We start from the raw sequence: 16,277 nt of genomic DNA, 5'->3' as shown, positions 1-16,277 counted from the left end.
ACGGCGCTCGATCCGCTTGGAATCGGTACGGCGCCGGTAGGCGTAGACGACTCCGCGCCGCCCGTTGAAGCGGAGTCGGTCGATGACGTCGACGGCGAGTCGGTGTTCGACACACCTGAATCCGTCGGCTCCGCGAAAACGAGGCCGGGGGCAATACCAACCGTCGCGCCCACTCCAAGCGCGACAGCCAGTACCCCGACCCGTCCGATGTATCCGGCGTACGACATCCGGCTTACCCCCTACCGAAGGATTATGAGACCGATGCCCTCCTTGGAGGCTGTTTTTGCGCCCGACCCCGCAAATACGCCGCAAGAAAGAGAGCAGTGACACGAATTTGTGAGTCCCTATGCGGGGCATTTGCCCGCACGAGGCGGAGGGGAAAGCGACGCCGTGCGGCGACATGCTGTGGCGTCCCGCGATTGCTGAGGAGATGGCGCATCCCCACCTCCTCACTTACGTCTCCGTCAAAACGAACGGTACCCGTTTGTCTCCACGACGAACCGCGCTTGCGGCAAATTCTTGGTTGTTTGATCGCACGGCGCGATCGCACCGTATCCGCGCATTTCATGATCGATTCCGGACGGGCGCTCGAATCGAGCCACCGCCCGCGGGAACAGACCCCATCGGTGCACGCGAAGCGCGTGTAATCCGTATGCGTCGAGTGAAGGCTGCCGCCCGAGGGATCGTCCTCGATTGGTGACCGATGGCACTAGAAGGAAGGGCTCAGGGATCTGACGGCGGCCCACGGCGCGCAGTAACGTCCGGTCACACCAACGTTAAAAGGACACACGATGACCGAAGCGATGACGTACTGCAAAACCTGCGGCCATCCGAAGGAGCACCATGACCTAGATGTGCATCTCGATCCGAGAAATCACGCGAAGGCTCGCGAAGAGGCCGAGCAAGGCCATGGCGCGTGCCGCGACATGTCCTACGGCAATCACCACTGCATCTGTACGGAGTACCAGAACTGGACGTGATCGCCGCCGGACGCCATCACGGGCCAGATCGGCACCGATCGATTCGCTTCGAGGTCACACCGGCAGGCTGGTGCCGGTCTCCTGCTCGGCGAGCTCCCAGAGCCGTCCGGCGTCCTCGTAGTCGCAGGCCACCGCGGCGCGCCCGCTCAGCGTCGGACCGCCCTTGAGACCGAAGCGGCTGTCGATGCCGACGTAGCTTCCCGGCGGGATCGGCTCGGTGATGCAGTACAGCGTCGGAGCCGCTCCCGCGTCCAGATCATTGGCGAGCACGCCCGCCGCCGCCTTGACCACCGAGTGGAACGCCGTCATCACCACCTTGTCGGACACGTTCGACAGATTGGACGCCACCCACCCGGGGTGGGTGAGATAGGTGGTGACCGGCGAACCGGCCTCGCGCAGCCGCCGGTCGAGTTCCAGGCCCCACAGCATCACCGCGAGCTTCGAGCGGCCGTAGGCCGGGAACGCCGACCACTTGCGGACCCGCAGATGCGGATCGTCGAACGCGAACGTCGCCGACTTGTGGGCGTCGGAGCCGACATTGATGATCTTCGAGCGCACCCGCTCGAACAGCAGATTGGTCAACGCGAACGGACCGAGGAAGTTCGTGCCGAGCGTGCTCTCGAAACCGTCGACGGTCTCGCTGCGGCGCTGCGCCACCAGGCCGGCGTTGTTGATCAGGATGTCGACGTCGCCGTCGAGGAGGTCCGGGAACGCCCGCACCGACGCCTGGTCGGCCAGGTCGAGCTTGACGATCGAGGTGTCGCCGCCGATCTCGGCCGCCCGCTGCGCGCCCAGCTCGAGGTTGCGCACCGCCAGGATCACGTGGGCCTGCGCCCGGGCCAGCGCCCGCGCCGTCGCCAGGCCCACACCGTTGGTGGCGCCGGTGACGATGATCCGCTTGCCGCTCAAGTTGCCGAGCCGGCTCGGCGACCACGTCGAAGTCACGGTCGAAAGAGTAACGACGCCGAGAAGCCGTTGACATGACACATCGCGACTGGTTGTCTACCGCCCGTGAGCGACGCCGCCCGCGAGATCGAGAATCTGGTGTACACGTACGCCGAGCGGATCGATGCCGGCGACCTCGACGGCGTCGCCGCGCTGTTCGCGCACGGCCGCATCTGCGGCATGGCCGACGGCCCCCCCGAGACGGTGTTCGAAGGCACGAGGCGGGTCCGGCAGATGTACGAGATGGCCACCCGATTGCACGACGACGGCACACCGAAGACCAAGCACTTCACCACCAACGTGCTGGTTCACGTCGACGAGGCCGCAGGCACCGCGCACGGCAGCGCGTACTACTGCGTGACGCAGGCGACGCCCGAGCTGCCGCTGCAGGTCATCGTGACCGGCCGCTACCGCGACACCTTCCACCGCATCGACGGGGTCTGGTGGTTCGACACCAGGATCATGTTCGTCGACCAGGTCGGCGATACCAGCCACCACCTGAAGTTCTGAGCGCGTGACCCACCCCTTCGCCGCGGCCAGGCTCGTCGCCGCCGCGCAGAAGAAGGAGGGCCTCCACGACTGGGGCCCGCTGCCGTTCGAAGAACCACTGGCGGTGCTCGCCGACAGCTACGCCGCCGCCGAGCTCAACGACATCGGTGTGCACATCCTGCGCTCGGGCCTGGTCCACAGCCTGCGGATGCGGTTGCGCGCCCAGGAGTGGATCCGGCGCCATCCGGAGATCGCAGAGGAGACCATCGTCGCGCCGATCGTGGTGGTCGGCATGATGCGCAGCGGCACGACGCTGCTGCAGCGCCTGCTGGCCGCCGACGAGCGGTTCCACTGCGCCTACGGCTGGGAAGTGGTCGAGGTGGCGCCGCACTTGGGGTACGACTTCGCCGACCGCGAGGACCCGCGGATCGCCGTCAGCGAAAAGCGTGAGGCGACGTCGCGCGAGCTCGCGCCGGAGTTGTTCTCGATCCACCCGATGTACGCGCGCGAACCCGAAGAGGAGATCGTCTTCCTCTCCGACGCGTTCCTGTCGCATGTGCCCGAGTCGGGGGCGCACGTGCCGGCGTACCGGTCGTGGCTCGACGGGCAGGATTTCGCGCCTGCCTACGAGTACCTGCACCGCATGCTGCAATTCCTGCAGTGGCAGAAGCGCAACCGCGGTCGGACCGCACACCGTTGGGTGCTCAAATCGCCTGCGCACTTGGGCTATCTGGACACGTTGCGGGACCGGTTCGGCGACCTGCACATCGTGCACATGCACCGTGACCCGAAGGACACGATCCCTTCGGGGGCGAGCCTCAACGCGACCCTGCACGCGATGCACGCCGACCACGTGGACCGCCACCGCGTCGGCGCCGAATGGCTCGAGCGCATGGGGTGGGCCAACGACCGTGCGATGGCCGCCAGGACCCGGTGGTCCGACGAGTCGGTGCGCTGCACCGACATCGAGTTCGCCGACGCCGTCGCCGACCCGATCGGCCAGGTGGCGCGCGTGTACGACGCGATCGGCGTGCCGCTGAGCGCCGACGCGGAAGCCGCGATGTGCCGCTGGCTGGCCGACCGGCCACGCGAGCCCGCCCGGCCGCCGTACGCCGCGGCGGACTACGGCCTGAGCGACGAGGCGATCGACGAGCGGTTCACCGCCTACAACGCCCGGTTCCGCTGCGGGCCAATCCCTTCGGAGAGGACACGATGACAGGCTTCACCGGCGATCCCGTCGCTACCGCGCCGCAGCACGAGCAGGAACTGGCCGCACTCGACCTGACCAACCACCCCACGGTCAAGGCCGCCTACCGCAGCGTCGCCGAGACATGGCTCGGGCGGGCCAAGGCGTCGGAGGTGATGCGCGACCGGTTCGACGACGCCTTCGCCGAGGTGATGTTCTCCGCCGCGATGTGGTCGTCGAACCAGGACAAGCTGCGACCCCAGGTCACGTGCATCACCCGGCTCGGCCATCCGGTGGCCGGCCGCGCGATCCCCGGATCACGATGGGGCATCGACAATCCCGACAGTGTCTACCGCGTCATCCCGATCTCCGGCGACGAACGCTACGAGATCCGCGGCCGCGTCGGCGAGAACCGGATGACGGAGAACTACTTCACGCTGTGGGACGCCAACATGGGCACCGTCGCCGTGCTCAACGGGCGCACCATGGAGGTCGACTCCGACCGGTCGTTCACCATCACCGTCGACTCCGACCCCGCCGCCGGTCGGCCCAACCACGTGCAGACCACCGGCGAGGCACACGAGTTCTACATCCGCGACGTGCTGCTGCACTGGGACCGTGACGACCCCAATCACCTTGCGGTGCAACGGCTCGGCGATTCGCCCTCGACGCAGGCCAGGGCCCTCGACGAGCAGGCCGACGCCACCGCGGCCATGATGGCCCACTTCGCGAACTTCACCGGAAAGCTCAGCCACGGCATCTACAAGATGCCGCCGAACCACTTCAACCTCGCGTGGTCGGCGGACCGCGTCGGCGCGATGCGCAACCAGGTTTACGTGATGGGCCGGTTCGACCTGCGTCCGGGCGAGGCGTTCGTCGTCGATGTCAGTGACGGCGGCGCCGAGTACTTCACCGTCCCGCTGAGCAACATCTGGGGCACCACGCTCGACATCGTCGACCGCACCGGCAGCCTCAACAAGGCCCAGTCGGCGCCCAACGAGGACGGCACCTACACCTACGTCATCTCCCCCACCGACCCGGGCGTCGCGAACTGGATCGACTCCGACGGCCTCACCGAAGGCATCCTGACCCTGCGGATGGCCGAGTTCGGCGACGACGGGCCCCGGCCCGACCTCGGTGCGCGCGGCCGGGTCGTCGCGCTCGACGACCTCGAGAAGGAGGTGCCCACGCTGCGCCGGGTCTCCGCGGGCGAGCGCGCCACCGAACTCGCGAACCGACGTGCCGCCTACCTGCGCCGGCTACCGGAAGGGACGGTCTGACATGGCCCGCTGGCTGATCACCGGCTGCTCGACGGGAATCGGGCGCGAAATCGCCTGGGCGGCACTGCAAGCCGGGCACTCCGTGGTGGTGACCGCCCGCCGCACGGAGACGGTCGCCGACTTCGCCGAGCACTTCGGCGACCGGGCGGAGGTGGTCGCGCTCGACGTGACCGACAAAACCCAGATCTCCGCCGCGGTGCTGGCGGCGGACGACGCGTTCGGCGGCATCGACGTGTTGGTCAACAACGCCGGACACGGCTACCTCTCCGCCGTCGAGGAGGGTGAGGACGACAAGGTCCGCGCGTTGTTCGACACCAACTACTTCGGCGTCGTCGACACCATCAAGGTCGTGTTGCCGCAGATGCGCGCCCGCCAGTCCGGGCACATCATCAACGTCTCGTCGATGACGGGGCTGGTGGCCAACCCACCGAACGCGTACTACTCATCGACGAAGTTCGCGCTCGAAGCGTTGACCGAGGCGCTCGCCCAGGAGGTCAAGCCGTTCGGGATCCGGGTCACCGCGATAGAACCCGGCGCATTCCGCACCGACTGGGCGGCGCGCTCGATGTGGGAGTCGACGACGCCGATCACCGACTACGACGAGAACGTCGGCGCGCGCAAGACCCTGATCAAGGAGTTCGCCAACCATCTCCCCGGCGATCCTCGCAAGGTCGCCGAGGCGGTGCTGATGGTCAGCACCCTCGACGAGCCCCCGCTGCGCCTGCTGCTCGGCCGCGACGTGCTCAAGGCGGTCCGGGACAAACTGGCCGCGTTCTCGGCATCCATCGACGAATGGGAAGCGGTCACCAAGGACGTGAACTTTCCGAAGGACGCCGCGTCAGGTACTTGATGCGAGGCGGCCGGGTTCCGGTGGGCAGCCGTACGCGTCGCTGCGATTCAGCGGTGCGGGTGAGCTAACGGCCCCACTTCCACGGCTTGTCCCAATGGCCTGGCGGTGGCACGAACGGCAGCTGCGCGATGTGCCCCGGCGACGGGACGAGGTGCCCCGGCGGGGGTGGCTCCCACCACCACCAGTCGTCATCGGCCACGGCCTGCCCGGCACCGAGTCCGACCGATCCGAACCCGAGCGCGCCGGCGACCAAGGTCCCGGCGGCGATCCTTCGCAGCGCGTTCATCGTGATCTCCTCTCGGCTGACTATCCTGCCGCTTCTGGTCAACGCAGCGTGACGCGCACGGCTTCCCGGTTACGGTGCGAATTCCTTGACGACGTCGGCGACTCTGCGCAGTTGATCGACATCGGCGCTGGTGGGGATGAGATGAACCTCGTCGGTACCGATGGCCTCGAATCGACGCAACACGTCGAGAAGGTCCTCCTCGCCGCCGGCCCATCCCGTCGTCGGTGCCATCGCGTCGACCACGTCGCCGGGGATCCAGTTCATGTAACGGCGCAGATGCCGGTGCACCTGTGCACGCGCATCGTCGCCGTCGCCGATGGCGAACCAGAACGACGTCGCCAGGTGGGGCGCCGGCTTGCCCTCCTGCGCCCACGCCGCGCGTGCGACTTCGAAGAGCTCACGCTGCTTGTCGACATCCAGGTCGAGCGTGATACCGGCCAGCCCGTGGGCCCAATCCGCTGCGCTACGAACGGTTTTAGCCCCTATCGTGCCGACCAGCAGCTGCGGCCCGCCGGCCTGGACAGGCGGCGGCCCCACCGGTACGACCGACTCGGTGACCTTCTCCCCCGCCCAGATCCGTTTCATGACCGCGACCCGTTCGGCCATGCCGCGCATGGTCTGCGCCGAGGTGTCGGCGGACACGGCGCGGTAGTCCTCGTCGCGGCCCCCGACCCCGATGCCGACGGTCAACCGGCCACCGCTGAGCATGTCGCCGGTGGCGAGGCCCTTGGCGAGCATGACGGGGTCGTGCAGTTGCGGCACCACGACCGTCGTCACCAACCGCACCCGGTCGGTCCACGCGGCCAGGGCGCCCAGCAGCGTCAGCGAGTCCGGGTTGTCGAACGCGATCCGCTCACCCCAGCACAGCGAGGAGAACGGTCCGTCGTCGATGGCGCGGGCCCACGCCTCGAGCGTGGCCGCGTCCAGATCCGGCTCCATCACCGGCATGGTCATCCCGATTTGCACGACGGCGATTCTGGCACGAGTGGCAGCATCGATGACATGCCCACGCGCGTCCCCGACATCCGGCTGCGGGCACCGACGCCGGATCTGGTGGCGCTGCCGTGGGAACGTCCGCTCTCGGACTGGACGGTTCCCGACGTGCCGCTGCGCGACGTCGCGGTCGGCCCGAGCCGGCATCTGGTCAAGTTCGCCGAGGCCGACGGCGCGCTGTGGGCGCTCAAGGACATGCCTCCGCGCATCGCGGACCGCGAGTTCTCGGTGCTGCGTGCCCTCGAGGACATGGGCCTGCCCGCCGTGCGGCCCGCGGGCCTGGTGCGCCAGCCGCAGTTCGACACCGCGATCCTGGTGACCCGCTTCCTCGACGGGTCATGGCAGTACCGGCGGCTGTTCAAGCGCCTACCCCCGGATCAGCCCAAACACCGCGCCCGGCTGTTCGACGCGATGGCCAACCTGATGGTGGAGCTCCACCGCCACGGCGTGTTCTGGGGCGACTGCTCGCTGGCGAACACGTTGTTCAGCCGCGACGGCCAGATCCTTCAGGCCTCCCTGGTGGACGCCGAGACCAGCGAGGTGCACCCGTCGCTGTCCGACGGCCAGCGCGAACACGACATCGACATCCTGGTCGAGAACGTCGCCGCCGGCATGGTCGACCTCATCGAGCAGCTGGGCCGCTCCGAACTCGAGGACACCGTCATCGACGAAGCCCTCGACATTCGCGTTCGCTACCAACAGCTTTGGGACATCCTGCACGCGCAGCCGGTGTTCGGGCTCGCCGACCGCTACCACGTCGAGGGCACCATCCGCCGGCTCAACGACCTCGGCTTCGCGGTCGACGAGATCGCGCTGCGCCCGCTGCGCGCCGACTCCGAGGAGCTGCGGCTGCACGTCGCGGTCGGCGACCGCCGCTACCACGCGCAGCACCTTCGCGACCTAACCGGACTCGACGTCGGCGAGGGGCAGGCCCGGATCCTGCTCGGCGATCTGCACACCTATCAGGGCCAGTTGTGCCGCGAGACCGGCCACGATGTCGACGAGCAGACCGCGGCCCGACTGTGGGTGATGGAGGTGGCGACGCCGGGGATGCACCGCGCGCACTCGGCGATCGACAGCACCGGAACCGCGATCCAGGCCTACTGCGACATGCTCGAGATCCGATGGCTGATGAGCGAACGGGCCGGCCGCGACGTCGGCACCGAGGCGGCGCTGGCCGCGCTGGCCGACGGGGTGATACCCACCGACTCGGCGGCCAAGATGGCGATCGCCGAGACCCCGACGGCGCCGATGCCCGCGATCGGACGCGACGATCGGTGAGCCGCTGGCAGCATGGGGAGATGGCGATCAACACCACGTCCGTCGCGCACGTCCGCCTCACCGTCACCGACATCGAGCGGTCGCGGCAGTTCTACGAGGCCGTGTTCGGCTGGGACGTCTTCATCGAGATGCCCGAGGGCGCCGACGAAGCGACCCGGGAGGCGCTCGGCTTCCTCTACGGCGGCGTCATCTACGACCTGGGCGGTGCGCTGGTGGGCCTTCGCCCGGTCGCCTCCGACCGTTTCGACGAAGACCGCACGGGCCTGGACCACTTGGCCTTCCGGCTCGGCAGCAAGGACGAATTAGACGCCGCGGCAACCCATCTGGACGGTATCGGGATCGAGCACGAGCCGGTCAAGGACATCGGACCCGCCTACATCCTCGAGTTCCGCGACCCGGACAACATCGCGCTGGAGTTGACCGCGCCCAAGTGACATGTGGGGGTTATCCCCCACCCGATTCTCGGGGAAACGGTGTGTCGCCGAACCCGCGATGTCCATAGGTTGATGACATGGTTGCAGTCACCGACACCGGTCCCGACACCGTGGCAGCGCCCGCCGACGGGACAAACGTCGTGCCGCCGCGCACCCGCGCCGTCGGCGTGGTGCCCACCGCCTCGATGATCGTCGGCGCCGCGATCGCGCTGGCGTGGTTCTGGGTCCCGCTGACCATCCTGATCATCGGCGTCTCCTCGATCCCCAGCGGTATCGGCTTCGCGGTGGCGGCGGTGGTGTTCGTCTACCTGATGCGCGGTGTCGACTGGGTCGAGCGCGTGCGCAGCGAAGCCGTCTTCGGCATGGGAATCCCCGTGCCGCCGCGGCGGTTGTCGCACTACACCGGCTTTTTGCGCTGGCTGCACCAACTCTGGCTGGACATCAGCGGGGCGCGGTTCTGGAAGGTCGTGGCGCACCACTATCTGCGGATGGCCTACGACATGCTGGCGGTCGGAATCGCCTTCGGACTGCTGGTCTTCACCTTCCTCGGGCCGGCGGCCGCGGTCGCGATCCAGCAGAGCGACGATGACGCGGGGCTGTCGTTCCTGCCCGTGCCGCTGGCCTGGCTGTTGGCCGTCGTAGCGTTGGCCGCAGCGGTCGCGATCCTGGTGCTCGCCCCGGCGCTCGACGCGTCGATCGACCGCTGGCTGCTCTCCCCGTCGTCGACGGCGGCCCTGCAGCACCAGGTCAGCGCGCTCGCCGACGCCCGTCAAGGGGCGGTGTCATCGGCGCAGACCGAGCGTCACCGCATCGAGCGCGACCTGCACGACAGCGTTCAGCCGCGACTGGTGTCGCTGGCGATGACCATCGGCCTGGCGCAGACGAAGCTCGACAGCGACCTGCCCGCCGCCAAGACGCTGATCGCCGAAGCGCACGACGACGCCAAGGCCGCGCTGGTCGAACTGCGCAACGTGGTGCGGGGCATCGCACCGACGATCCTGTCCGACCGCGGCCTGGATGCGGCGCTGTCGTCGGTTGTGCAGCGCTCTCCCGTGCCGACCACGCTGAACATCCACCTGCCGCGCCGGCTGCCCGACGAGGTGGAGGCGTGCGCGTATTTCGTGGTGGCCGAGGCGGTGACGAACGTCGCCAAACACGCGCACGCCACCCAGGCGATCGTCACCGTGCGCTTCGACGAAGCCTCCGAGCAGCTGTCGGTCTCGGTGTTCGACGACGGTGTCGGCGGCGCGCAGATCACCGCCGACGACGACGCGACGGGCCTGCGCGGACTCGAGGAGCGCGTGCGCGCCGCCCGCGGCACCTTCTCCGTGTCCAGCCCGGCGGCCGGCCCGACGATCGTCACCGCGGTGCTGCCATGCGCATCGTGATCGCCGAGGACTCCGCACTGCTGCGGGCGGGCATCGAACGCATCCTCACCGATGCCGGCCACGAGGTGGTTGCCGGCGTGCCCGACGCGACCAACCTGCTGCGGCTGGTCAACGCGGAACGTCCGGACCTCGCGATCGTCGACGTGCGGATGCCGCCCACCTTCACCGACGAGGGCATCCGTGCCGCTGCGCTGCTGCGCAGCCAGAACCCGGAGTCACCGGTGCTGGTGCTCTCGCACTACGTCGAGGAGCGCTACGCCGCCGACCTCATCGCCTCGGACACCAGGGGATTCGGATACCTGCTCAAGGACCGGGTGGCCGACGTGCCCGCCTTCCTCGACGCCGTCGACGTCGTCGGCGGGGGCGGCACCGTGCTCGATCCCGAGGTCGTCTCGCAGATCCTGCTGAGGTCGCACCGGCACAGCGCCCTCGATCAGCTCACCCCCCGCGAGCGCGAGGTGCTGCAGCTGATGGCGGAGGGCAAGACGAACTCCGCGATCGCGGCGACCCTGCACGTGTCGATCGGTTCCGCCGAGAAACACATCGCGTCGATCTTCACCAAGCTCGACCTGGCCCCCGACGAGAGCGAGAACCGCCGTGTGCTGGCGGTACTGCGCTACCTCGAATCCTGATCTGCCGGAAGGACTCCCGTGACAACCATCGCTCCCCCACCACCGGCACCGACTCCCCCGCTCTCCCCGGGAGGACGCACGGCGATCCGCGCAACGCTCATCGTCGCCGCCGCGGTGCTGGTGGTGGGGACCCTCGTCGCGCTGAGCGTGGCGGCGTGGGGCATCAGTAATTTCCGCGTCATCACCGACTCCAAGCCGCTGCCGTCGCAGATGCGCAGCCTGATCGTCGACACCGGTCCGGTTCCGGTGGCGGTCCGCATCACCACCGACCGGGACGTCCGCGAACCGCGGGCCGACCTGCGCATGGTCAATTCGACTGCGGCCGCGGCAAACCCGTTGGCCGTCACCACCGAACGCGGGGAGGCGCGGGTCACCATCAACGGTGAGTCGTCGAGGTTCCTGCAGTGGAGCCGCGCCGGCGAGATCACGCTCGTGCTGCCGCCCGATCTGGCCCGCCGGCTGACCGTCACCACGCAGCAGGAGACCGGGGTCGTGCTCGCGCAGGCCGACCTCGACCAACTTATCGCGCGCACGGAGGACGGCGCGGTGGTGCTCAGCGGGTCCGCGCGCCGGGTCGAGATCCGCAACGTCAACGGTGAAGTGGTCACCCGCGACCCGATCGTCGTGGCCGAATCCTTCACGGCGACCACGGTCACCGGCGACGTCAAGGTCGACTTCGCCGAAGCCGCACCACGCACGGTGGACGTCGGCAGCCGCGACGGAGACGTCGTAGTGGGCCTGCCGGCGAGCGGTCAGTACGTCGTCGACGCCAGCACCGGAGAACCACACGGCTCGACGGTTGTCCGGGTGCCGCAGACGAGGGACCGGGACTCGGCGGCGGCCGTCGTCACCGCGCGGTCGGAGACAGGCGACGTCGTCGTCGACGACCTGCGATAGGGGTCAGGTCAGCGTGCGGATGATCTCGGCGACGGGTCCGGCGATGGCCTTGCGGAACCCGGTACCCGCCCAAACATTCGCGCCGTGCGGGTCGCCGGCGCGGATCGCCGCCGCCCGCAGCGGGCTGGTCAGGTAGTGCACCTCGGGATACCCGAACGGCGCCTCGGCCTCGTGCTCGTCGATGAACCGGTTGCGCAGGCCGCGGGCGTACCGGCCGGAGAACGCCTTGGTGACGGCGGTTTCGGTAAAGCCGCTGTCCTGCAACGCCGCTCGATGCACCGGGCTGCTGCCAGCCTCGTCGGCGAGCAGGAACGCGGTGCCGAGTTGCGCTGCGACCGCGCCCGCCTTCCGCATGCGAGCGACGTCCTCGGCGGTCATCAGCCCGCCCGCAGCGACGACGGGGACCTCGACGCCGGCGATCACCGTGGCCAGCAGCGCATCGAGCGGTTCCTCGGACGGTGGCGCGGTCGGGTCGAACGTGCCCCGGTGCCCGCCGGCGCCTGGTCCCTGGACGGCCAGCACGTCGACGCCGTGCGCCACCGCGAGTCGGGCCTCGGCCGGTGTGGTGACCGTGGCAACGGTGGCGATGCCCGCGGCGCGCAGACGCTGCACCTCCTCGGCGCTGGGCACACCGAAGGTGAATGACGCCACGGCGGGCCGCAGGTCCAGCAGGACGTCGAGCTTCGCCGCCCATGCGTCGTCGTCGAACCGCGGCTCGCCGAGTTCGGCGCCGTACCGGCGCGCGTCGGAGATCAGCGCCGCCGCGTAGCGGTCGACCGCCTCGGAGGTCGCCGCGCTGGGCTGAGGGACGAAGAGGTTGGCGCCCACGGGACCCGACGTCAGGTGTTGTGCGGTGGTGAGCCGCTCGGCGAACACGTCGGCGGCGAGATATCCCGCCGGAACGAAGCCGAGGCCGCCCGCGGTCGACCCCGCCGCGGCCAGTTCGGGCGTCGACGGTCCGCCGGCCATCGGTGCGACGAGGACAGGGACCTTCAGATCACGCATGTCGAACGCCATCACCGCACCGCCTTGGCGAACATCAGACAGTCCTGCGGCTCGGGACTGACGTTGGGCAGCACCGCATAACGCACGTGGGGCTGCGGGTGACGCCATCCGCACATGCCGATCGCGTCACCGCCCCACTCGATGAGCCAGGTGGTCTCGCCGGCGACGTTGAAGATCTCGGTGATGACGCGACGGGTTTCCTCGATGTCGGGATGGGGCCGCCACGACATGTAGTGGGCGACCTGCGGATCGCTGACGATCCCCTCGAAGAGCTGCTCGGCGTCGTCAAGAGTCGGCGCCCGCAGCGTGACCCGCGGACCCCTCAGCACGTCGACTTCGGTCATGAGTCCATCCTGCAACGTTGCCCGGTGCGCGCCGGCGGTGGTTGACTTTTCTGACATGGCCATCACGTTCAACCACACCATCGTCGCCGCCAGGGACCGGCAGCGGTCGGCGGACTTCCTCACAGAATTGTTCGGGCTGCCCCCCGCCAATGCATTCGGGCCGTTCCTGGTCGTGGAGCTCAACCACGGCGTGAGCCTCGACTACGCGCAGGTCGCCGACGACGAGGACATCCGGCCGCAGCACTACGCGTTCCTGGTGTCCGAGGACGAGTTCTCCGACATCTACCGCCGCATCACCGAGCGCGGCCTGCAGCACTGGGCCGATCCGCACGGCAACCGGCCGGGCGAGATCAACCGCAACGACGGCGGTCGCGGCGTCTACTTCCAGGACCCAGCCGGTCACTACCTCGAGATCCTCACCCGTCCTTACGGATCCGGCTCAGGCTGAGGCGCGACGCCAGCTCGTCGACGCCGTCGCCGCGCAGCCGGTGCAACGCGTACGTCCGGTTGCCGAGCACCGACACCAGGTCGGCGGCACGGCCCTCGACGACAGGGCCGGCGCTCCCGTGTGACCAGTCTGTGTCGGCGGCCCGCAGCCGCAGTCCCCTGCTGTTGCGGTACGCGGGCACGAAAGGGTTCGGCAAGCTCACCTGGGTGTCGAGCACCGCGGCCAGTGCGTCGAACGGGATCGCGGGTGCACGGCCGAGGGCGAACAGGATGTCGAGTTCGTGGGTGATGTGATCGCCGAGCAGCAGCCGGCGCGGAAACACGCGGCCCAGAACGCGCGGCCGGTCGATCAGCCGCTCGAACTCGTCGATCAGCGCTGCGGGACCGATAGTTTCGGCCAGTGCCCAGGCCAGCGCGGCGTTGGCCCGGTCGAACGAGCCGCGCTGGCGCAGCATCGCCGCCGCGGTCGCGGTGACGCCGGTGCGGTAGCCGACCACCAGGTGCGCCAGGACGGCCTGGTTGGACCAGGCGTCGCAGAGGCTCGGGTGCGCCCACTCATCGACGCTCAGCGTCCGCGCGAGCTCACAGAATCGAATGTCGTTGCTGCGCAGCCAGTCAGACATCGAGGTGCTTCCGCAGGAAGGCGGTCTGGTCGTCGAGCACGGTATCCACCAGCGGCGCGTGATAGATCTCGAAGTGGTCGGAGTCGTAGTGGCGGGCGACGCCGCGCGGTGCAAGGTCGGCCACCAGCGCGGCGTACTTCGGGTCCGCCAGCGTCTCGCGGTCGCAGACGCATACCAGCAGCGGCGCCCGTACCCTGCGTGCGCCGCGCAGCGCCGAGGACGTCACCATCGCCACAGCGTCCGCCGCGGCGATCCGGTTGTCGAACCGCACGCCCGGCGGCACCGTCGAGTTCCAGCCGGCCTCTGCGCCCGGGACGGTCACCATCGCGAAACTTCCTGGCGGCCCGACGATCGGGACGTAGCGCCTGCCGCGTCCCAGCGCCATGCGCACCGCGTCGTCGACGATCGCCGGCGTCATCCGCACCGCGCAGCGCGGGCCGAGGGCGTGCGCGGCACCCGGGCCGTGCACGATCGGGCACCGCACCACCGCCACCGCCACGTCGTCACGGCGCGCGGCCACCCGGACCACGTTCATCGCGCCGAGGCTGGTGCCCCACAACCCGATTCGCGCGCCGTCGATCCGCCGATGCCCGGCCAGGTGCGCGAGCGCCGCGGCGACGTCGAAGCATTGCTGCCGCACCGAGATGTGCTGTCGCGGTTGCCCTTCGGAGTCTCCGGTGTTGCGGTAGTCGAAAGCCAGTGTGGCGATGCCTGCGGCGGCGAAGTGCTGCTCGTACTGCGCGAGCATCATGTCGTGCGTCGCGCCGAGCCCATGCACCAGGACGAGGCCGGGATGGGGCCCGTCGCCGGCGGGCAGCGTCAGCCACGCCGAACATCGGGTACCGCGGGAGCTGAAGTCCAGGCGTTCGGCGGGAATGGTGGTCGGCATCGCTACTCCTACATAAGTACGGTGTACGTATAGCTACACTGCTTCACGTACGACGTACTTGTCAAGGGCGATGAGCGCTCGCGCGAAGAGCGGAGATGGAGGTGGGGTGCGAGCACGGTTCACCACCGACGAAATTGCCGCTGTGGCATTGCGGCTCGTCGACGAATCCGGCGTCGGCGCGCTCAGCATGCGCGCGCTGGCTGCGGCGCTGGGCACCGGCCCGATGACGGTCTACAACTACGTCCGCGACAAGGAGGAGCTCGAGGAGCTGGTCGTCGCTGCGGTGGTCTCGGAAGTGGACGTACCCGCGCCGAGCGCCGACTGGGCGGCCGACGTCCACGCGGTGGCTACCGCGATGTGGCGAGGGATCCGCGCCCACCCGGCCGCCGTCTCGCTGGTGCTCACCCGCCGCACCGCATCGGGCGCCGCGTTCGCGGCCGCCGACGCGCTGGTCGCGGCACTGGGCCGCGGCGGCCTGACCGACGCCGACCGCCTGGCCGCCTTCCACGCGGTGCTGGCGTTCGTCGTGGGCGCCGTGCAGGCCGAACTCGCGGGTCCGCTGACACGCGGAGCCGACGCACGCGAGGTGGCCGAGCGCATCGGCGCCGTGGCCGGGGCCGACTACCCGAACATCGCGGCGCTGTCGCATGTCGCGGCGCGCACGACGGTGGAGGACGACTTCGACTCGGGCCTGCGCATGCTCGTCGACGGGATCGCGGCGCGCGGTGGCTCGCGGCGCAGGCGCTAGCCCACCGAGTGGCCGCGCGTGGACTCCTGGCCGCGGTAGTCGTCGGCGAGCTTGCCGACATGGCGGGGCAGCGCGCCCGCGGCGACGTCGGCGAGGCTGGTCCGCTCGAGCACCGAGCGCATACTGGCTCGCAGCGCCCGCCAGACGTCGGTCAACGCCGCCGTCGGCCCCGAGTAGGGCAGGTCCCCGAGCCCGATGTCGCGCACGCTGGCCAGCGGACCGTCGATGCAGCGCAGCACGTCGGCGATGCTGATCTCGGCGGCGGGCCGCGCCAGCTCGTAGCCGCCGTCGCGGCCTCGGTGGCTGCGCACCAGGCGGTCGGTGCGCAGATCGGACAGGATGTCGACGAGGAACTGCGGCGGAATGCCCTGCGCCCTGGCCAGATCGTCGGTCTTGACCAGCACGCCGTCGTCGGCGGTGGCCAGCTGCACCATCGCGCGGACGGCGTACTCAGCTTTGGCCGACATCCGCATGGGGTCAGGCTAGTCCAGCCATAGGCCGCTGAAGATGAGGACTCGAATGCTGATCGCCGCTGTCGGCGCAGCCACCGGATATCCTTCCGCGCGAACACTTGAATGAA

Annotated in this window: 20 protein-coding genes; 12 read left to right on the top strand and 8 right to left on the bottom strand. The window is 69.3% G+C overall.

All coding sequences use genetic code 11. The annotated features are described in order from the left end of the window. Positions 1-791 precede the first annotated feature (791 nt). Positions 792-980: a hypothetical protein gene (locus ABGB19_RS24085; protein ID WP_347688510.1), complete on the top strand. Its 189-nt coding sequence runs from the start codon at positions 792-794 to the stop codon at positions 978-980. A gap of 54 nt (positions 981-1,034) precedes the next feature. Here ABGB19_RS24085 and ABGB19_RS24080 read toward each other — a convergent pair whose 3' ends face one another. Then, entirely contained in the window at positions 1,035-1,925 is an 891-nt protein-coding gene (locus tag ABGB19_RS24080) for an SDR family NAD(P)-dependent oxidoreductase (RefSeq protein ID WP_347688509.1), read from the bottom strand. A 66-nt stretch (positions 1,926-1,991) separates the two neighbouring features. Between ABGB19_RS24080 and ABGB19_RS24075 the strand changes: the two genes are divergently transcribed. Genes ABGB19_RS24075 through ABGB19_RS24060 form a run of 4 tightly spaced genes read left to right on the top strand, consistent with a single transcriptional unit; the run spans position 1,992 to position 5,730 of the window. After that, complete coding sequence (locus ABGB19_RS24075; protein ID WP_347688508.1) at positions 1,992-2,435, top strand: nuclear transport factor 2 family protein; 444 nt, start codon at positions 1,992-1,994, stop codon at positions 2,433-2,435. A 4-nt stretch (positions 2,436-2,439) separates the two neighbouring features. Next, positions 2,440-3,630: a sulfotransferase gene (locus ABGB19_RS24070; protein ID WP_347688507.1), complete on the top strand. Its 1,191-nt coding sequence runs from the start codon at positions 2,440-2,442 to the stop codon at positions 3,628-3,630. Next, a complete protein-coding gene (locus tag ABGB19_RS24065) occupies positions 3,627-4,880 on the top strand; it encodes a hypothetical protein (protein WP_347688506.1) in 1,254 nt (417 codons plus the stop codon). Before ABGB19_RS24070 ends, ABGB19_RS24065 begins: the two co-directional genes overlap by 4 nt. A 1-nt stretch (position 4,881) precedes the next feature. After that, positions 4,882-5,730: an oxidoreductase gene (locus ABGB19_RS24060; protein ID WP_347688505.1), complete on the top strand. Its 849-nt coding sequence runs from the start codon at positions 4,882-4,884 to the stop codon at positions 5,728-5,730. Between the two features lie 64 nt (positions 5,731-5,794). On the opposite strand, the gene ABGB19_RS24055 is transcribed toward ABGB19_RS24060, so the two are convergent. Both ABGB19_RS24055 and ABGB19_RS24050 read right to left on the bottom strand, forming a co-directional pair. Further along, positions 5,795-6,016, bottom strand: a complete 222-nt coding sequence (locus ABGB19_RS24055) for a hypothetical protein (protein WP_347688504.1) — start codon at positions 6,014-6,016, stop codon at positions 5,795-5,797. A gap of 69 nt (positions 6,017-6,085) precedes the next feature. Further along, the gene (locus tag ABGB19_RS24050) at positions 6,086-6,970 is read right to left on the bottom strand and encodes an LLM class flavin-dependent oxidoreductase (protein WP_347688548.1); all 885 of its coding nucleotides are present in this window, start codon (positions 6,968-6,970) and stop codon (positions 6,086-6,088) included. A gap of 48 nt (positions 6,971-7,018) precedes the next feature. Between ABGB19_RS24050 and ABGB19_RS24045 the strand changes: the two genes are divergently transcribed. The 5 genes from ABGB19_RS24045 to ABGB19_RS24025 all read left to right on the top strand — a co-directional run bounded on the left by ABGB19_RS24045 (position 7,019) and on the right by ABGB19_RS24025 (position 11,641). After that, positions 7,019-8,290 carry a DUF4032 domain-containing protein gene (locus ABGB19_RS24045; protein WP_347688503.1) on the top strand — a complete coding sequence of 424 codons (1,272 nt, stop codon included), beginning with the start codon at positions 7,019-7,021 and terminating at the stop codon, positions 8,288-8,290. 20 nt (positions 8,291-8,310) lie between these two features. Beyond that, positions 8,311-8,724 (top strand): VOC family protein, encoded by a 414-nt coding sequence (locus ABGB19_RS24040; protein ID WP_347688502.1) that lies wholly within the window; start codon positions 8,311-8,313, stop codon positions 8,722-8,724. Between the two features lie 77 nt (positions 8,725-8,801). Beyond that, positions 8,802-10,112, top strand: a complete 1,311-nt coding sequence (locus tag ABGB19_RS24035; RefSeq protein WP_347688501.1) for a histidine kinase — start codon at positions 8,802-8,804, stop codon at positions 10,110-10,112. Then, on the top strand, positions 10,100-10,744 hold the full coding sequence (locus ABGB19_RS24030; protein WP_347688500.1) for a response regulator transcription factor: 645 nt from the start codon (positions 10,100-10,102) through the stop codon (positions 10,742-10,744). Before ABGB19_RS24035 ends, ABGB19_RS24030 begins: the two co-directional genes overlap by 13 nt. Positions 10,745-10,762: 18 nt before the next feature. Beyond that, a complete protein-coding gene (locus tag ABGB19_RS24025) occupies positions 10,763-11,641 on the top strand; it encodes a hypothetical protein (protein ID WP_347688499.1) in 879 nt (292 codons plus the stop codon). A 3-nt stretch (positions 11,642-11,644) separates the two neighbouring features. Here ABGB19_RS24025 and ABGB19_RS24020 read toward each other — a convergent pair whose 3' ends face one another. Both ABGB19_RS24020 and ABGB19_RS24015 read right to left on the bottom strand, forming a co-directional pair. Then, complete coding sequence (locus ABGB19_RS24020; protein ID WP_347688498.1) at positions 11,645-12,658, bottom strand: nitronate monooxygenase; 1,014 nt, start codon at positions 12,656-12,658, stop codon at positions 11,645-11,647. Beyond that, entirely contained in the window at positions 12,658-12,990 is a 333-nt protein-coding gene (locus tag ABGB19_RS24015; RefSeq protein WP_347688497.1) for a GNAT family N-acetyltransferase, read from the bottom strand. Before ABGB19_RS24015 ends, ABGB19_RS24020 begins: the two co-directional genes overlap by 1 nt. Positions 12,991-13,045: 55 nt before the next feature. On the opposite strand from ABGB19_RS24015, the gene ABGB19_RS24010 reads away from it, so the two are divergent. Further along, on the top strand, positions 13,046-13,438 hold the full coding sequence (locus ABGB19_RS24010; protein WP_347688496.1) for a VOC family protein: 393 nt from the start codon (positions 13,046-13,048) through the stop codon (positions 13,436-13,438). Here the strand turns inward: ABGB19_RS24010 and ABGB19_RS24005 are convergent. Together ABGB19_RS24005 and ABGB19_RS24000 are read right to left on the bottom strand one after the other, a co-directional pair. Beyond that, positions 13,407-14,060, bottom strand: a complete 654-nt coding sequence (locus ABGB19_RS24005; protein ID WP_347688495.1) for a maleylpyruvate isomerase family mycothiol-dependent enzyme — start codon at positions 14,058-14,060, stop codon at positions 13,407-13,409. The genes ABGB19_RS24010 and ABGB19_RS24005 overlap by 32 nt on opposite strands. Further along, positions 14,053-14,949, bottom strand: coding sequence for an alpha/beta hydrolase (locus ABGB19_RS24000; RefSeq protein ID WP_347688494.1), 897 nt, complete (start codon positions 14,947-14,949; stop codon positions 14,053-14,055). The genes ABGB19_RS24005 and ABGB19_RS24000 overlap by 8 nt, the downstream gene beginning before the upstream one ends. Positions 14,950-15,055: 106 nt before the next feature. On the opposite strand from ABGB19_RS24000, the gene ABGB19_RS23995 reads away from it, so the two are divergent. Continuing rightward, complete coding sequence (locus ABGB19_RS23995; protein ID WP_347688493.1) at positions 15,056-15,697, top strand: TetR/AcrR family transcriptional regulator C-terminal domain-containing protein; 642 nt, start codon at positions 15,056-15,058, stop codon at positions 15,695-15,697. Here the strand turns inward: ABGB19_RS23995 and ABGB19_RS23990 are convergent. Further along, on the bottom strand, positions 15,694-16,170 hold the full coding sequence (locus tag ABGB19_RS23990) for an RrF2 family transcriptional regulator (protein WP_347688492.1): 477 nt from the start codon (positions 16,168-16,170) through the stop codon (positions 15,694-15,696). The two genes, ABGB19_RS23995 and ABGB19_RS23990, sit on opposite strands and share 4 nt — an antisense overlap. Positions 16,171-16,277: the final 107 nt, after the last annotated feature.

The sequence above is a fragment of the Mycobacterium sp. B14F4 genome, assembly GCF_039871645.1.
Taxonomy (GTDB): domain Bacteria; phylum Actinomycetota; class Actinomycetes; order Mycobacteriales; family Mycobacteriaceae; genus Mycobacterium.
This window is presented reverse-complemented; position numbering and strand designations above follow the sequence as displayed.